Source organism: Dakarella massiliensis (genome assembly GCF_001182045.1).
GTDB lineage: Bacteria > Pseudomonadota > Gammaproteobacteria > Burkholderiales > Burkholderiaceae_F > Mesosutterella > Mesosutterella massiliensis.
The window spans coordinates 290,320-303,920 of record NZ_CVTY01000006.1; the positions used below are offsets into that span (position 1 = coordinate 290,320).

The window sequence follows — 13,601 nt, forward strand, 5'->3', positions numbered from 1 at the left end:
CTGCTCCCGCATCAGCCCCGGAAAAAGCCCATAGCTGGCATCTAACCCCCGGGGCTCACATTCGGGGGAATCGGCGATGTAAGACAGCTTCTCCGGCTGCGATCGCTCCTCCCGGAAAGCCCGCGCGAGCCGCCTCCGCGGGCTTTCTGCTGTGTCTGGAGATACGCTTTACATACTTTTTTCACTGATTCTTATTCTCAGTCTCTCAAAGCTATGGATTTCTGATTACGATAGCCTCGTGAAATCCCGGGAGCCGGTGCTCCCGGTCGCAAAAAGGACAGAAATGAAAAAAACAGCTGCTCTGTGTGTACTGAGCGCACTCCTGATTTCAACCTCAGCAATGGCGGTGACTTCGGCGGACGGTGACGTCTTCGCCCGCTCCACCGCGAGAACTTATCTCTCGGATCCTCTTCCCAAAGCCACGCTTGATACGCTGACCGCGGCCGCCTTTTCGGCTCCGACCGCCGTCAATCAGCGGTCGCTTGAATATATCTGGGTGACGGATAAGACGGTCATGAAGAACCTCAAAGCAGCGTCGCCTTTTTCCACCGCGCTTGCCACCGCTCCCGCGGTGCTCGTGATCTGCGCGAATCTGAAAGACACGCGGATCGAGGACCTCGTGCAGTTTGACGCGGGGGCCGCGGCCGAAGCGGTGCTCGCGGAGGCTGGGCACCTGGGACCCCACTCGGTCCCGATGAGTCTCGCGCCGGTGAAGTCTCGCGTCACCGCGTCTCAGAAGGCGCTTGGGCTCCCCTCGAACGTTATCCCCGAAATCATGGTGGCGGTCGGGAAAGTCCCGGCTGACGCCGTTTCAGGCGCCAGCGCCTTCCGCCACAACCCCGCACGTATCCACTGGAACACCTGGAAAGGAAAAGAACCGAAATAACCGATCCGATTTTTACCCGAGTAAGCGTCCGTGAGTTCCGCGATCTCCCGGTCGATGACGCCCTCATCACCCGTCTCCTCAAAGCCGCGATGCAGGCGCCGTCCGCGGGCGATCAGAGCCCGTGGGAATTTTGGGTAGTGACAGACCCGAAGACGAAAGAGGCGCTGTCGCTTGCCTCCCCCTACGCGGGAGCCGCGGCGAAGGCCCCGGTCGTGATCGTCCCGTGCCTTGTGAAGCCGAAACTGATCTACCCCGAAAACTGCCAGATGGACCTGTCGGCCGCGACGCTTTCGATCCTTCTTGAAGCGGAGCAGCTCGATCTCGGCGGCACCTGGATGAGCCTCATGCCGCTTGAGGACCGGAGGGATAAAGTGACAGAAATCCTCTCGCTCCCTTCCACCGTGGTTCCCTTCGCGCTCGTCGCGATCGGTTACCCGCTTGACGACCACCCGCAGGAGAAGCGCTACGATCCCTCCCGCGTTCACTATGTGAAGTAAGCGTCGAACGGGTTTCCGACCGAGCTCCGGGCTTTACCAGGTAAAGCGCCGGAGTTTTTGTTTGTCTGAAGACTCTCAGGCAGGGATAGATCCTGCTGATAAAAAAGGGAGCCCGAAGGCTCCCTGGATTTCCGGGGTCTGACCGTTAATGGATCAGTTCCGGGGTTTCAGCGCGAAGCTTCCCGCGAAGAGGAGGAGCGCCATCGTGAAGGGGATGAAGAACGCGGTATCGAGACCCACATGCTCCGCGACGGAACCGAGAAGCGGCGGGATAAAGAGAAGCGTTCCGTAGCCAAGCGTTGAGACCGTCGCGCAGGCGGCGCCAGGATCCACTCCGGGGTACGTTCCCGCGCGGCTCATGATGACCGGGACCGCGGGGGCGATGCCGGCCCCGATCATCGCGAAACCGACGAGGCACACCCAGGGGTTCGAGACAAAGATAGAGAGGAGGAACCCGGCGGCGGCGAGCAGCGCGCCTCCCCCGATCAGCTTCTGATCCCCGATTTTTTCCCGAAGCGTGTCGCTCTGCGTGCGGACCAGCGTCATCGCGAGCGCGCAGACACCGAAACTCAGCGCCGCGGTCGCCTCCGTCGCCCCCTTCGCGGAGTGAAGGAAGATCGAGCCCCAGTCGCCGATCGAACCTTCGCCCGTAAAGGCGAGGATCTCAAGAAGCCCGCAGAAATAGATAAAGAGCGGCATCCGGCCCCGCTTCTCCGTTTTCTGACGCGGAAGGTCATCCTTCAGATGCCGGAACGCGAAGCACCAGAAGAAGAGCGTCGTGAGAGAAAAGACGAGGAACGTGACAAAGGGGGAGAGCGCGAAGTACGCGAACAGGGCGCCGACCAAGGCCCCGAGGATGCAGCCGAAACTGTACCCCGCCTGCATTTTCCCCATATAGCGGCCATGCGTCTCGATTTCAAGCAGCAGCGCCTGCGCGTTCATGCAGACATCCCAGATCGCGACCGCGAGCCCAAGGCACGCCGTCACGAGGTAAAGCGTCACAGCATTCGGGGCGAGACCGGCGAACGGGACGATCAGGCAGAGGGCGAGCGACGACACCTGAAGAAGGCGGCGCGACGTGAAACGCTCAATCAGTCGGCCGCAGAAAATGAGACCAGTGACGGACGCGATCCCGAGCGTGAGAAGCGAAATCCCCACCTCGGCGTCTCCGATTCCGGTTTCCGCCTTGATCGCCGGAAGCCGGGACGTAAAGAGGGCGTAGTAGACGCCCACCATCAGAAAATAGAAAAAGCAGCTGAGCGTATCCGCCCGGAGCTTCAGTTTTGCTGACATTACTCACCTAAGGTTTTTAAAGCCGCTCAAAATTTTGAGCAAATGGCTCCATTCTATCGATTTGATTTCTAAAATGTTGGCTTCGGCGCCGGGGTAGAGAAAAAAGAACTCAGCCCGGAGTCGGTTATTGATCGGAGACGAGAGTGGCGAACGACATTGCGGAGAAAAATAAGCGGCTCGAGCGGCAGCTCGACTTCTGCCTTGAGATTGATAAAGAGAAGACGATTGTCCGGGAGACGTATCTCGCGGATGAGTTGCGGAAAGAGACGGACGCCGAGCATGCGTGGCACATGGCCGTGATGGCGATGGTGCTTTCCGAATACGCGAATGAAGCGGTTGACACCGGCCGCGTGATCCAGATGCTCCTGATCCACGACCTCGTGGAGATCTACGCCGGGGACACGTTCGCGTACGACGCGGCGGGCGCGGCGACGCAGAAGACGCGGGAAACGAGCGGCGCGGATCGCCTTTTCTCGAAGCTCCCTGAGGATCAGGCGAAAAAGATGCGCGCTCTCTGGGAAGAGTTTGAGGCGTGGAAAACGCCTGAAGCGAAATTCGCGCGGTCGCTCGATCGGTTCCAGCCGATGATGCTGAACGCGGCGACGGATGGCCGCGCCTGGAACGAGCACGGCGTGAAGGTGTCGCAGGTGATGAAACGGAACGCCCGGACGCATGAGGGATCCGAAGCCCTCTGGGCCTGGCAGCTCGAGCACTTTATTAAACCCAACGCCGCGAAGGGCCGGCTGAAGGAAGACTGAGAGTCAGGACCGGCGCCTCCATACCCTCAGGCGCTCAAGGGCCATCAAAAAAGACTCTTTCTATTCTTAGAAAGAGGCTTTGTGTTTCGATGAAACCCGGTCTGATCAGGCAGCGGGTTTCGCGGCGTCCGGTTTCACTTCGGCCGCCGGTGTCCCCGCGGGCTTCTTTGGGATGAAGTACGAGATCAGATGAGCGGCAAGGGCGAGCACCACGAGGAGCCCCATCGTGAACGCGATCCCGAATTTATCGCCAAACCACCCCAGGCCCGGCGCGAGAATGCCGCCCGCGCTGAACGAGATCCCAAGCGTGATGCCGGACGCGAACCCGACACTCTTCGCGAGGAAGTTCTGCCCGAGAACGACAAACGGGGAGTACGTGATGTTAAACGCGAGGCTGATCGGGATCAGCATCGCGTAGACCCAGAAAATATTATGCGGAAGCACGGCCAGCGCGATCGCGGGCACAAGGAGCAGGCTCCCGATCCGGATCATCTTCGCGTAGCCGAAGCGGTCGGCGAGCGGCCCCCCAAGGAACGTGCAGAAGATGCCGGCAAAGGCGAGGACCGAGACAGTCGCGCTCGCGGCGGAGTGCGAGGCCCCGAGCGAATAAATGCAGTAAAGCGGGAGGAAACTATTGATCCCGGTGTAGCAGGCAGACCGCAGGACGATAAAGACCGTCAATTTCGAGAACGACTTCCAGTCGTTCGCCTGAGGCTCTTCCGCGACCGCCGCCGCTGCCGTTTTCACAGGCTTCACGCCTTCGTTCGGCACCTTGATTCTGGAGCTGAAGAGAAGGAGCGGCACGCCGACCGCGAGCGCCATGATCGCGTAAAAAGCCATGCCGTGAAGTCCGAACGCCGTAATAAGCGCGACCGCGAGAAGCGGCCCCGCGCCGAAGCCGCCGCTCCCGCCCACTGAAAAGACGCTCATCCCCATGCCGCGTTTGGCGCCTGAGATCGCGTTCACGAGTTTCGCGGCCTCGGGGTGGAAGATCGCGCTTCCCACACCGGAGAGCAGAATCGCGGCGAAAATCGCCCAGTAGTTCGTGAAAAAGCCGGCCATCGCGAACGAGATCCCGCAGATCAGAAGCCCGAGCCCCATGAACCAGTGGCGAGGACCTTTATCCGCGAGCCACCCGAAAAACGGCTGCACAATGGTGCTGAGGCAGCTCGACGCGAACATGAGCCCGGCGACCGACTTGTAGTCAAATCCATAGACCGTCACGAAAAACGGAAGCACCGCCGGCAGCGATCCGAGATTCAGGTCGGTCACAAAGTGCGACGTAGCGAGTATCGCAAGCGACTTCTTTTCCATCGCGGGAAACCTCTTCTTTTTATTCAGCGCGAAATCGATAGGAGCGATTGTAAAGAGAGTTCGGGAACTCCGGTATACCGGGCAGCGCCTCCCTAAATCCGCTAGGATAAAAAGATATTCAATATAAAAAAGTCCGAATTCGGAATGAAGAAAATCAAATTCAAAAAGGTGGATACCTGGAGCCTCTACTACACGCTCGCTCCCGTGATTCTGAAGGGGCTGAAGAAGTTCCGGAAGTCTTCCCGCCGCACGTTCCCCGATGCCTTTGAGAGTCAGAAGGCGTGGAACGAGGTGCTGGATGCCATGATCTGGAGCTTCAAGGAAATCAAAAAGGATGAGCGTCATTCGCCGCTCGTGAAGTGGTATGAGAAGTCGGAAGCGGGGGGCCTGGATCCCATTCCGGATGCGGTGCTTGAAGCGGAAAAGGCGTATCAGGAGCGTGTCCAGAAGGGTCTCGACCTTTTCGCGGCGAATTACCGCGAGCTCTGGGGCTGAACCCCGCGGCCTAACGCCCTCGCTCTCATACAGATCCTGCCCTTTAGTTAGGGTTATTACGCATACATTTAGTTAGATATCTAACTAATATATCGGTCATGGCAATCAACTTTATCGCTCAGTCAGCGGGACGCATTGTTGCTCATGCGAACCGCTTTCTCGTTTCCGAGCTCCGCCGGCGCGGAGTGACGGATATTGTACCGAGCCACGGCGACATTCTGAATTACCTGCTGCGTCACGACGGGGCTACGAGCACCGATATCGCGGTTGGGTCTCACAGAACGAAGCCGACGGTCACGGTGCTCGTCGATAAGCTGATCGCGGCGGGCTACGTCGAACGCCGCCGGAGCACGAAGGACCGGCGGGAAACCGAGGTGTGGCTTACCGAAAAGGGCCGCGCGCTCGAACCCATGTTCTACGAGGTGTCAGAAGCGCTCTCGGAAGAAATGGCGCGGAACCTGACGCCAGAAGAAACCCAGACGCTTGAGCTGCTCTTGAAGAAGGCGGCCGGCGCGTAGGAATTCGGAAAGACTGAATTTTTCAGCCTGATTAATAGTTAGGCGTCTAATAATAAGACGTCAAATCAATACACTGGAGATACTGCAATGGCTAATTATAAGCTTGTCCACTCTGAACCCGCTCCCCGCGTTGAACTGCATGAGGCGCTGGGCCTCACGGGCGCTGAGGTGTCGATTAACACCGTTCCCCCGAACGGCGGCGTGCCTTTCGCTCATGTTCACACGAATAACGAAGAGCTCTACATCGTGCTGGAAGGCAAGGGCGAACTCTGGATCGACGGCGAAACGCTCCCGATCCAGGCAGGTGACAGCTTCCGTATTGATCCGGCCGGTAAGCGCGCGATCCGCGCCGCGGCGGATTCCTCTCTCAAGTACATCTGCGTGCAGACGAAGGCTCACAGCCTCGGCGGCTTCACGATGACGGACGCGAAGCTTGTGGACGACAAGGCGCCCTGGATGAAGTAATCCAGCGTTGCCGCGAGGCAGAGAAACAAAAGAAGAGGCAGATTCCGGTAAATGGAATCTGCCTCTTTCGCTATTCAGACGCCCTTATAAAGATGGGCGTTTTTTATTAAAGCGAGATGCCGTTCGACTGTTCGCCCTTCGCGGGAGTGCCGAGCTTATCCTTGAAGAACTGCACGATACGGTCGATCACCGGCTGCAGGAACCAGGGAAGGTCGCCGTGCTTCGCGTACTTCACGAGGACGAACTTCACGTCGTCGTTCTTCGCCTTCAGCGCGGTGTAGAGCTTGGAACTCTGAAGCGGGGAGACGAGAGGATCAATCACGCCGTGCATCAGGAGGAACGGAGGTTCCTTGCCCTTCACGTGGTGAATCGCGCTCGCGTAGTCCGCGGCTTTTTCGTTTGAAAGGATCGAGCCGCCGGCGGACGGTCCGAAGGAGAAGCCGTTCACGAGAATCGCTTCGGTCGCGGACGGCGACTTATGCTCTCAACCACCTTGGGCGAAAAGCCTTCACCGATATCCTTGAGGTCCGAGATGCCGTACATCGAGACCACGGCCTGGACGTCAGAGGACTGATCGAGCCAGTCACCCTGATCAAAGGCCTTTTCGCCGTTCGTCGTGCCGAGCATATCGACGAGATAGCCGCCCGCCGAGTCACCGATCACGCCGATGTGGTTCGGGTCGATGCCAAACTCCTTCGCGTGGGCGCGAAGGAACCGGACCGCTGCCTTGCCGTCATTCACGAGTCCCGGGAACTTCGTCGGGATCGGACGGTATTCCGCGGCCGCGACCACAAACCCGGCGCGGGCAAGAGCGTAACGCACCTCAGTGAACTTCTCATACGCTGCCGAAGTGAAGCCGCCGCCCGGGAAGTAGACGATCGCGGGCTTCTTCGCGTTGTTATGCGGGATCATCAGCGTCATGCGGAGACCCTGAACGTTACGGGGGGTCTTCACCTGGCTGTAAATCACGCCCGACATCGTATCGATGATGCCGTCTTTCACGGGAACCGTAATGATTTCGGCGCCCTGGGTTTTAACGACTTCAGAGGCCGCGTCAGCCCACGCGGTCTGTACCGTCATCGCGAGCGCGATGGCGATCGGCAGAATGATTTCCTTCATACTTCGGTAATGTTTTGTGGTTAGTTGATGAATAGACGGCTAACTATTCTAAGCATAAAGGGATAGGGTCCGCCCTTGAGCCACGCTTTGTAGCGCCTCTTTACGTAAACTTTCAGTAAGCTTTGATGGAAAACCGAGGCGCGGGAGAGGGAGGAGTGCCAAATGACGACTGAATTTGAGCGGATGCGGCAGGGCGAGGTTTATGACTTCATGGATCCTGAGATCCACGCGAGTCTCACGCACGCGCGGAAAGCGTGCGCCGCGTTCCGGAAGCTCGACACGCTGCACAGCGCGGAGTACCGCGCGGCGCTTCTCGACCTGATCCCCGGGTGCCCCGAGAGCTCGATGGTGAGCCCGCCTTTCCTCTGTGACCACGGGAACGGGATCCGGATGGGGGAGAACGTCTTCGTGAATTACGGCTGCGTGTTCCTCGATCAGGCGCCGATCACGCTGGGCGACTGGGTGAAGATTGGCCCGAACTGTCAGCTTTACACGGTGAATCACCCGGTGAACTATCTCGAACGCCGGAAGACGATTGAGAAGGCGCGCCCGATCACGATCGGCGAAGACACGTGGCTCGGGGGCGGCGTGATCGTGTGCCCCGGGGTCACGATCGGGAAACGCTGCATCATCGCGGCGGGTTCTGTCGTCACGCGGGACATACCGGATGACTCACTCGCCGCCGGGAACCCCGCGGTCGTGAAGAAAACGATCCCGCGGGAGTAATCTCTCAGATACCTTCTATATAGATAAAGATTAGGAACAGAAAGCATGAAGCGCTTCGCAATCGCGGCTGCCCTCACTCTGACACTCTTAGGCACGGGGAACGCGGTCCTCGCTGCCCCCGTGGTGCCGCTGCAGACGGACGAACTTGAATCCGGGAAGTTCGCAGACGCGAATGGCTGGGATCCCCGCTGGGTGGATCGCCAGAACGGGTTCTACCGGATGATCAAGGCGGGAGCGGGGGACACCGCGTACGTGATGGAAACGGTGTTTACGGGCGGGAAGCTCCCGGCGAACCCGGACGCCAAATCCGCCGTGAACACGTTCCGGATTCAGTGCGGGGCGAGAAAGATCGCCTATACCGGTGTCACGTTCTACGCGGACCGCTACGGGAAAGGCGCGGCGCTCGCGACGAAAACCTATCCCGAATCCTGGGTTGGCGCGGATCCGGGTTCTGTCGCCTCTGTGCTGATCGACCTGAAATGCTCGAAGTAACGGGGGACCCGCGTCCCTGTTTATCGGTGTTTCACGGCTATGCCTAAAAATTAGGCAGTGTGCCAAAGTGGCTGTTTTATAAGGAAAAGTTATTGCCTCACTCAAACCTTTTCCACCACAACTGTGGATAGCCATAAAAAAATGTTTCACGGATGACCGGAGGATTGTCGTAATTCTCCGGTTTTTCTTTATGAATCAAGGCTCTGACGGTTTTTTGTTACTGCGGTCAGATGAGAATCATTCTATTCTCTTGAAAAAACAGTCTTTTTTACGGTGTCAGAGATTGAACCCCTGAGGCGGCTTTTGTCCTTGAAAATCCAGACAAAACAGAGGTTTACCCTGTTTTTCAATGGGATATCTTAAGCGCGGATGAAGCCGGGATATCTTTTGTTACACGGGCCGTTCGTTTGTTTCAAATCCGCATAACTTTTTTTCAGGGTCGGTCGGTATAGTTCTCCTTAACCGAAAGGAATGAAGGAATTGGAACCCCCTTCATTCTGAGCCCCCTCCGTCTCTGGGCACAGGTTTGCAGTTGGATTAAGACGATCACTCCTTTGAATAAGCTTTTGATTTTTCGGCAGATTTTTTGAAATCTGCCGATTTTTTTTTGCCTGCGCAAGGGGGTGAAATCAGTGCCGCAGCGCTGAAAAATTTCCGCTTCCCCCCCGGGACTTTTCTGAGCGTTCCCCGCAGTAACGAATCCGGGGTTCAGAAGAGCCCGTTACGCGCGATGCCAGCCGTAAAAGCGGCCGTGCTCAGCCGTGATTTCGGCGTGGTCGTCCTCGGTGAGAAGAATCATATTGTCAGGGGTATCGGCGCCGCCCTCAGATAGCGGCACGATGTGGTGAACCTCGTACCCCTCCGGAACGCCGTCGTAACCGTTCTCTTCGAGGAACGCGTCGCGCGAGGCGAGGCTTCGCGTGATGTCCTCACTCTCAATGTGATCGGTACCGTCGAGCTCGCCCGCCTTCGCTAAATCCGATAGGTCTCCGCTGTCGCCATCAAACATGCCGTCTTCGGTCGGGATCGAAGAGAGGTCAGACGCGAGGAGGCCGCCGGAAGTGTCATTCCCACCGTCAAACCCCAGGTCATCCGGGAGGACTGAAGAGACGAGTGAGCCGCCCGCCGCGACCACGAGACCCGCTGTCGCGAGACTCGTCAGACGCTCGGTATTCTCGTCCGTGAGGAAGGGGCGGTCGGAATCCAGGGCGCAGGCGCCGAGTTCGTCGAGAAGCGTCGCGGCGGTTTTGACCTGGGACTCAATGCCGGAAACGGCTCTGGAAATCCGGCGTTCGGCGACGTTTCCGATGGGCGTTAAATCGAGCCGGGTGAGACCGGAGACGATTTCCTGCGCGTCCCCCACCGCGGCAGCTGCTCCACGGACCGTGTTCACGGCTACGCCCCCTGCTACCGAAAGGGTGACTCCCGCGAATTTTACCGTGGTGTCGAGAATATCGTCGAAAAGTCCCATCTGTTTCTCCGCGCGTCTTTTTCGCGCTTCTGTTGTCTAACCTGATAAATACATTCTATTGGACCGTACGGATGAAATCAGCAGCGGCAATGTTGTCGCGGCGGGGGGAGGGGAAGTCTCGCCGAAAGCTTTCCTCCTGCCAGCTGACACACAGACACAGATCGATAAAGATGAAGTAAATCGATACCCCGCTGAATTCAATACAGAAACCACTCGGAAGGAAGAAAGTTTCTTTGAGGCCTGTGTTGCAACAGACATAATTTTGTTGCAATTCGGATGTCTCTCTTTGCGGAGAAGAGGAATAAGCTTTTCTTACGCATTGAGGAAGACACAAAAAATCTTCTTTAACGGGTGCCGCGCGCCGCGGTCCCTGAAAGCGAAGGCGACATCTCTCCGATGGATTGTGAATTTTCCAGTGCCGGTCTCTCCTGAGTACCGGCATTTTTTATCCTTAAAAAACAGCAACTAATCGGATTTCAGGGATGGGGGCGGCAAAGTGTCTCAGGCACGTTGCATCAGACACAATTCTGTTGCAATTAGCGGCAGAACTTTGCAGGTTTCGGTACTACATTATTCTCATGCGATGAGGAACACGCAGCGGTGTTTCCCATTCAGTTTTGCGCCACGGCAGAGCTGTGAAGAGCATAAGTGAAATCTCTCCTTTGGATGTGAGTTTTAATTCCGGCTTTCTTTATGGATTGCCGGAATTTTTTTAATTAAATCAATATATTAAATTTATAGCAAAACTAAATAAAAACATAACTATATAGGGTAAATCTGGATAAAAATTTACGCTTGAGTTGCTTTTTAGGTGATGCGAATTCCCGTGATCTGGAGTAAAGTGAGGTCAGACGTTGAGATACATTGTGGTGTTCTCAATCAGCTCCGGGCCGCTTCGGAGCTGCTCTGGTCAAACGGTGTTTTGCCTTTAATGTGATAACGAAACTTTGATTCCGGCGTTTCCCTTACGGGTTCGCCGGATTTTTTTAGATCACGGCCCAGGATCTTGGCAAAGATTTACTGTTTCACAGAATTCGGTTCTGTCCCACACTCCGCAGCACGTCGCGTGAAGGCTCGTTGAATTTCTTGGCCAGTTCGTCAAGAATCACGGGATGCCCGGCTTGTCAGCCGCAAATAAGACTTGAAAGCTTGCTGCTGACGAAACTGATTTTGGCTTCAAGCCCGCGGCATCCTGATTGCTGTTCACTTCGCGGCTTCTCTTACCTCAGGTAAATGAATTGCTATTGTTGAACTGGCGGACCGCAGAGGCGATGCTGATCGGCCTGATATCCCCGAGTTTTTAGAGTTGATCGTCGGATGATTAAGGATTACCAGTCGCCGTCAGTCACTTCAACGGGTTTGAGACCGGCGAGCCTATTGCTCCCCGAAACCACGCTCTCTTCGGAGTAGTAGTCGAACCAGGGAAGTCCTAGCCAGATGTAGTCATCCTCGGATACGGGTTCGTGGGGCATAGGAAGCGCTGTAATCCTTGACCAATCGGCTGAGTTAACGAGGTGGACATAGGCCCGTGCCGACTGGGTGGTGTCGTAGTCCGAGACTTCACGGCGGTCTTTGTAGATTTCCTGATGAATGCGGCCGCCGGTGCCGAGTCCCATTTCTGACAGACTGTCAGTTACCGTGCTGTCAGTTACCACCTTGCTGTATAAATCTAAATCTGCTTTGTGATCTTCCGCCTGCTTTTTTTCCTTTTTAAGCGGATAAACCTGAATCTGAATGCCGCCAAACTCAGACTTGCCAGTCAGCTGTTCCTCCGCGGTTTGACCTTCGCCGAGCGGGGCGGCGACGAACTGGCGGATGACTCCCTTTTCTACGCAGAAGCCGTCGATCCAGGGTTGGTCGGGAACCGGGAGGTAATTCTGAAGATTCTGTTCTTTGCCGCCATCAACCCGTGTGCCCTTAACGAGACCGGGCTTCCATTCTTCTCCGGTCACCGCGCAGATTTTGCCTGCCGCGATTCGGACGGCGAACGGATAAAACGCGGGGCTCCAGAAGGAGATCCACATGGCTTCAGCCTGGTACATTGGCATCATAAGTCCGCCTTGCTCCAGCCATTTCTGAGGAATCCTGCCTTCATAGTCTTCGACGTGTTCGAGTTCAAACTGCTCTAGTCCGGGCGGAAGATTATTGACTTCACCATCAGGAACTCGAAGCGTGCGCTGGAAATTAATGCGCAGTATGCAGTCTTTGCCGATCGCGGGAAAGGCGAATTCCAGTTCGTCATTGTTAATTAAACGAACGCGACTGCGGGGCTTATGGGTATGGAGTTGTACTTGGACAGTGTGGTCCTTCTCAGACATGGAGGATCTCCTTCAGTTATCACCAATCGCCGTCTTTCACTTCACGGCTGATCTCCAGAATCGCGTCGTCCGGCATCTGCTTCATCTGCCTGAGAACCTGGGCGAAAAGCTTTGGCCGGGCGGTAATAATGGCCTTGAGGTCGCTGGATAGCTTGCCTGCCATGGCGAGAAGAACGTCTTTGTCTTCGTGAAGCTCCTGGGCGATTAACACAATCGTTTCTTCAGATGGAGGAGGAAATATGCCTCGCTCAATCTTGGAAAGATAGGAGGGCTCGATCCCGACTCGTTCAGCGACCTGGCGCAGCGAATAGGTGCGTCGGTCTTCCTCTTGGAGTCTGAACCGTGCTTCGCGAATGTATGTTCCAAAGTCCATGGTTTTAGCCTGTGTAGCAGTTACTCCACATTTTAGCTAAACCAAAAACGAACCAAAACCATCAGTAATCGTTATTACCTGCGGTAAGTGTAGAGTAAATACTACACACTTGTCAAAAGTATTTGTCGCGGGTAGAGGAGTGAGCTGTCCCGCTTTCAGTAACACTTCTGTTTCATTTTCCTGAGCCATCTTTGCAGTCAGCGGGCATAAAGTAGCGAAGCGCGCTGAGGTCCATTCTTTTCTGCGCTTGGCAGCCTCAGCTGTCCGGGTAGCCTCCGGACGCGGTCTCTGTGTGTCGCGCGCAGGCATGCTTTTGTTTTAAACGAGATTTGGCTCGGTGCTTATTTCCGGAATCGCCGAGCTTTTTTTTGCTCACATAGGGGTAATCTCAGCGATTAATTGAAAACCCCGATATCGCGCCGGAAGTCCCGTCTGTGCTGTTCCCGATTGTTGTTAAAGGATTTTGTTTCAATTTCGGGAAGAATGTTTCAGGTCATTCGGCTAAATTATTCACTACGCAAGAGGTGCGGGTTTGCAGACCCCGCAGCGACAGCCAGTCTCGGTGAGTACCCGAGGCGCAGAGTGTGATGAAGTATCTCTCTCCTTTGTGGTTTTGAACTATAAAATTTATTTTTCCGGCATTTTCACGAGAAATGCCGGAATTTTTTTATCCGCGGTCAGGAAAAATACGTCATCTGCCGTTATTTGTATCCGAAATCCGAAAACCTCCCTTCACTGCATCATCTCGTTGCAATTGATCCGCGCGCAATCACAGGAAGCGTCTATTGTTAATTCTGCAAGGGGATGATCTGTAAGGAAAATCTCCGAGCAGCCCCAACGTGCAAAGCAGTGCAGTGGGGGCAGCGTGTAGTGTGT

General features: G+C 56.0%; 15 protein-coding genes. 8 read left to right on the plus strand and 7 right to left on the minus strand.

Going from position 1 to position 13,601, the window contains the following annotated elements; all coding sequences use genetic code 11:
- The first annotated feature begins 283 nt into the window (after nucleotides 1–283).
- Both BN1936_RS05170 and BN1936_RS05175 read left to right on the plus strand, forming a co-directional pair.
- Entirely contained in the window at nucleotides 284–886 is a 603-nt protein-coding gene (locus tag BN1936_RS05170) for a nitroreductase family protein (RefSeq protein ID WP_022443803.1), read from the plus strand.
- 8 nt (nucleotides 887–894) lie between these two features.
- Nucleotides 895–1,383, plus strand: coding sequence for a nitroreductase family protein (locus tag BN1936_RS05175; RefSeq protein ID WP_267900964.1), 489 nt, complete (start codon nucleotides 895–897; stop codon nucleotides 1,381–1,383).
- Between the two features lie 153 nt (nucleotides 1,384–1,536).
- Here BN1936_RS05175 and BN1936_RS05180 read toward each other — a convergent pair whose 3' ends face one another.
- Nucleotides 1,537–2,676 (minus strand): MFS transporter, encoded by a 1,140-nt coding sequence (locus BN1936_RS05180; protein ID WP_049686816.1) that lies wholly within the window; start codon nucleotides 2,674–2,676, stop codon nucleotides 1,537–1,539.
- 143 nt (nucleotides 2,677–2,819) lie between these two features.
- Here BN1936_RS05180 and BN1936_RS05185 point away from each other — a divergent pair, with 143 nt between their 5' ends.
- On the plus strand, nucleotides 2,820–3,434 hold the full coding sequence (locus BN1936_RS05185) for an HD domain-containing protein (protein WP_022443509.1): 615 nt from the start codon (nucleotides 2,820–2,822) through the stop codon (nucleotides 3,432–3,434).
- 105 nt (nucleotides 3,435–3,539) lie between these two features.
- Here BN1936_RS05185 and BN1936_RS05190 read toward each other — a convergent pair whose 3' ends face one another.
- Complete coding sequence (locus BN1936_RS05190) at nucleotides 3,540–4,748, minus strand: MFS transporter (protein WP_049686817.1); 1,209 nt, start codon at nucleotides 4,746–4,748, stop codon at nucleotides 3,540–3,542.
- 144 nt (nucleotides 4,749–4,892) lie between these two features.
- Here BN1936_RS05190 and BN1936_RS05195 point away from each other — a divergent pair, with 144 nt between their 5' ends.
- The 3 genes from BN1936_RS05195 (at nucleotide 4,893) to BN1936_RS05205 (ending at nucleotide 6,226) form a co-directional block, all read left to right on the plus strand.
- Entirely contained in the window at nucleotides 4,893–5,243 is a 351-nt protein-coding gene (locus tag BN1936_RS05195) for a hypothetical protein (protein ID WP_022443511.1), read from the plus strand.
- A 98-nt stretch (nucleotides 5,244–5,341) separates the two neighbouring features.
- The gene (locus BN1936_RS05200) at nucleotides 5,342–5,761 is read left to right on the plus strand and encodes a MarR family winged helix-turn-helix transcriptional regulator (protein WP_022443512.1); all 420 of its coding nucleotides are present in this window, start codon (nucleotides 5,342–5,344) and stop codon (nucleotides 5,759–5,761) included.
- 87 nt (nucleotides 5,762–5,848) lie between these two features.
- The gene (locus BN1936_RS05205) at nucleotides 5,849–6,226 is read left to right on the plus strand and encodes a cupin domain-containing protein (RefSeq protein ID WP_022443513.1); all 378 of its coding nucleotides are present in this window, start codon (nucleotides 5,849–5,851) and stop codon (nucleotides 6,224–6,226) included.
- Nucleotides 6,227–6,332: 106 nt separating this feature from the next.
- Here BN1936_RS05205 and BN1936_RS11680 read toward each other — a convergent pair whose 3' ends face one another.
- Nucleotides 6,333–6,674, minus strand: coding sequence for an alpha/beta hydrolase family protein (locus tag BN1936_RS11680; RefSeq protein ID WP_232422063.1), 342 nt, complete (start codon nucleotides 6,672–6,674; stop codon nucleotides 6,333–6,335).
- The gene (locus BN1936_RS11685; protein ID WP_232422064.1) at nucleotides 6,671–7,345 is read right to left on the minus strand and encodes an alpha/beta hydrolase; all 675 of its coding nucleotides are present in this window, start codon (nucleotides 7,343–7,345) and stop codon (nucleotides 6,671–6,673) included. The genes BN1936_RS11680 and BN1936_RS11685 overlap by 4 nt, the downstream gene beginning before the upstream one ends.
- Before the next feature lie 162 nt (nucleotides 7,346–7,507).
- Here BN1936_RS11685 and BN1936_RS05215 point away from each other — a divergent pair, with 162 nt between their 5' ends.
- Nucleotides 7,508–8,071, plus strand: a complete 564-nt coding sequence (locus BN1936_RS05215) for a sugar O-acetyltransferase (RefSeq protein WP_022443516.1) — start codon at nucleotides 7,508–7,510, stop codon at nucleotides 8,069–8,071.
- 45 nt (nucleotides 8,072–8,116) lie between these two features.
- Complete coding sequence (locus BN1936_RS05220; protein WP_022443517.1) at nucleotides 8,117–8,563, plus strand: surface-adhesin E family protein; 447 nt, start codon at nucleotides 8,117–8,119, stop codon at nucleotides 8,561–8,563.
- 721 nt (nucleotides 8,564–9,284) lie between these two features.
- On the opposite strand, the gene BN1936_RS05225 is transcribed toward BN1936_RS05220, so the two are convergent.
- From BN1936_RS05225 to BN1936_RS05235, 3 genes are all read right to left on the minus strand, one after another.
- Entirely contained in the window at nucleotides 9,285–10,034 is a 750-nt protein-coding gene (locus BN1936_RS05225; protein ID WP_022443518.1) for an HNH endonuclease signature motif containing protein, read from the minus strand.
- A gap of 1,328 nt (nucleotides 10,035–11,362) precedes the next feature.
- Nucleotides 11,363–12,352 carry a hypothetical protein gene (locus tag BN1936_RS05230; RefSeq protein WP_022443519.1) on the minus strand — a complete coding sequence of 330 codons (990 nt, stop codon included), beginning with the start codon at nucleotides 12,350–12,352 and terminating at the stop codon, nucleotides 11,363–11,365.
- Between the two features lie 19 nt (nucleotides 12,353–12,371).
- The gene (locus tag BN1936_RS05235; protein ID WP_022443520.1) at nucleotides 12,372–12,725 is read right to left on the minus strand and encodes a helix-turn-helix domain-containing protein; all 354 of its coding nucleotides are present in this window, start codon (nucleotides 12,723–12,725) and stop codon (nucleotides 12,372–12,374) included.
- Nucleotides 12,726–13,601: the final 876 nt, after the last annotated feature.

What these genes read in the sequence shown, in the direction of transcription:
- BN1936_RS05200 (WP_022443512.1), top strand. Translation starts at nt 5,342, where the DNA reads ATGGCAATCAACTTTATCGCTCAGTCAGCGGGACGCATTGTTGCTCAT.
- BN1936_RS11685 (WP_232422064.1), bottom strand. Translation starts at nt 7,345, where the DNA reads ATGAAGGAAATCATTCTGCCGATCGCCATCGCGCTCGCGATGACGGTA.
- BN1936_RS05225 (WP_022443518.1), bottom strand. Translation starts at nt 10,034, where the DNA reads ATGGGACTTTTCGACGATATTCTCGACACCACGGTAAAATTCGCGGGA.
- BN1936_RS05205 (WP_022443513.1), top strand. Translation starts at nt 5,849, where the DNA reads ATGGCTAATTATAAGCTTGTCCACTCTGAACCCGCTCCCCGCGTTGAA.
- BN1936_RS05215 (WP_022443516.1), top strand. Translation starts at nt 7,508, where the DNA reads ATGACGACTGAATTTGAGCGGATGCGGCAGGGCGAGGTTTATGACTTC.
- BN1936_RS05170 (WP_022443803.1), top strand. Translation starts at nt 284, where the DNA reads ATGAAAAAAACAGCTGCTCTGTGTGTACTGAGCGCACTCCTGATTTCA.
- BN1936_RS05220 (WP_022443517.1), top strand. Translation starts at nt 8,117, where the DNA reads ATGAAGCGCTTCGCAATCGCGGCTGCCCTCACTCTGACACTCTTAGGC.
- BN1936_RS05190 (WP_049686817.1), bottom strand. Translation starts at nt 4,748, where the DNA reads ATGGAAAAGAAGTCGCTTGCGATACTCGCTACGTCGCACTTTGTGACC.
- BN1936_RS05195 (WP_022443511.1), top strand. Translation starts at nt 4,893, where the DNA reads ATGAAGAAAATCAAATTCAAAAAGGTGGATACCTGGAGCCTCTACTAC.
- BN1936_RS05235 (WP_022443520.1), bottom strand. Translation starts at nt 12,725, where the DNA reads ATGGACTTTGGAACATACATTCGCGAAGCACGGTTCAGACTCCAAGAG.
- BN1936_RS05230 (WP_022443519.1), bottom strand. Translation starts at nt 12,352, where the DNA reads ATGTCTGAGAAGGACCACACTGTCCAAGTACAACTCCATACCCATAAG.
- BN1936_RS05180 (WP_049686816.1), bottom strand. Translation starts at nt 2,676, where the DNA reads ATGTCAGCAAAACTGAAGCTCCGGGCGGATACGCTCAGCTGCTTTTTC.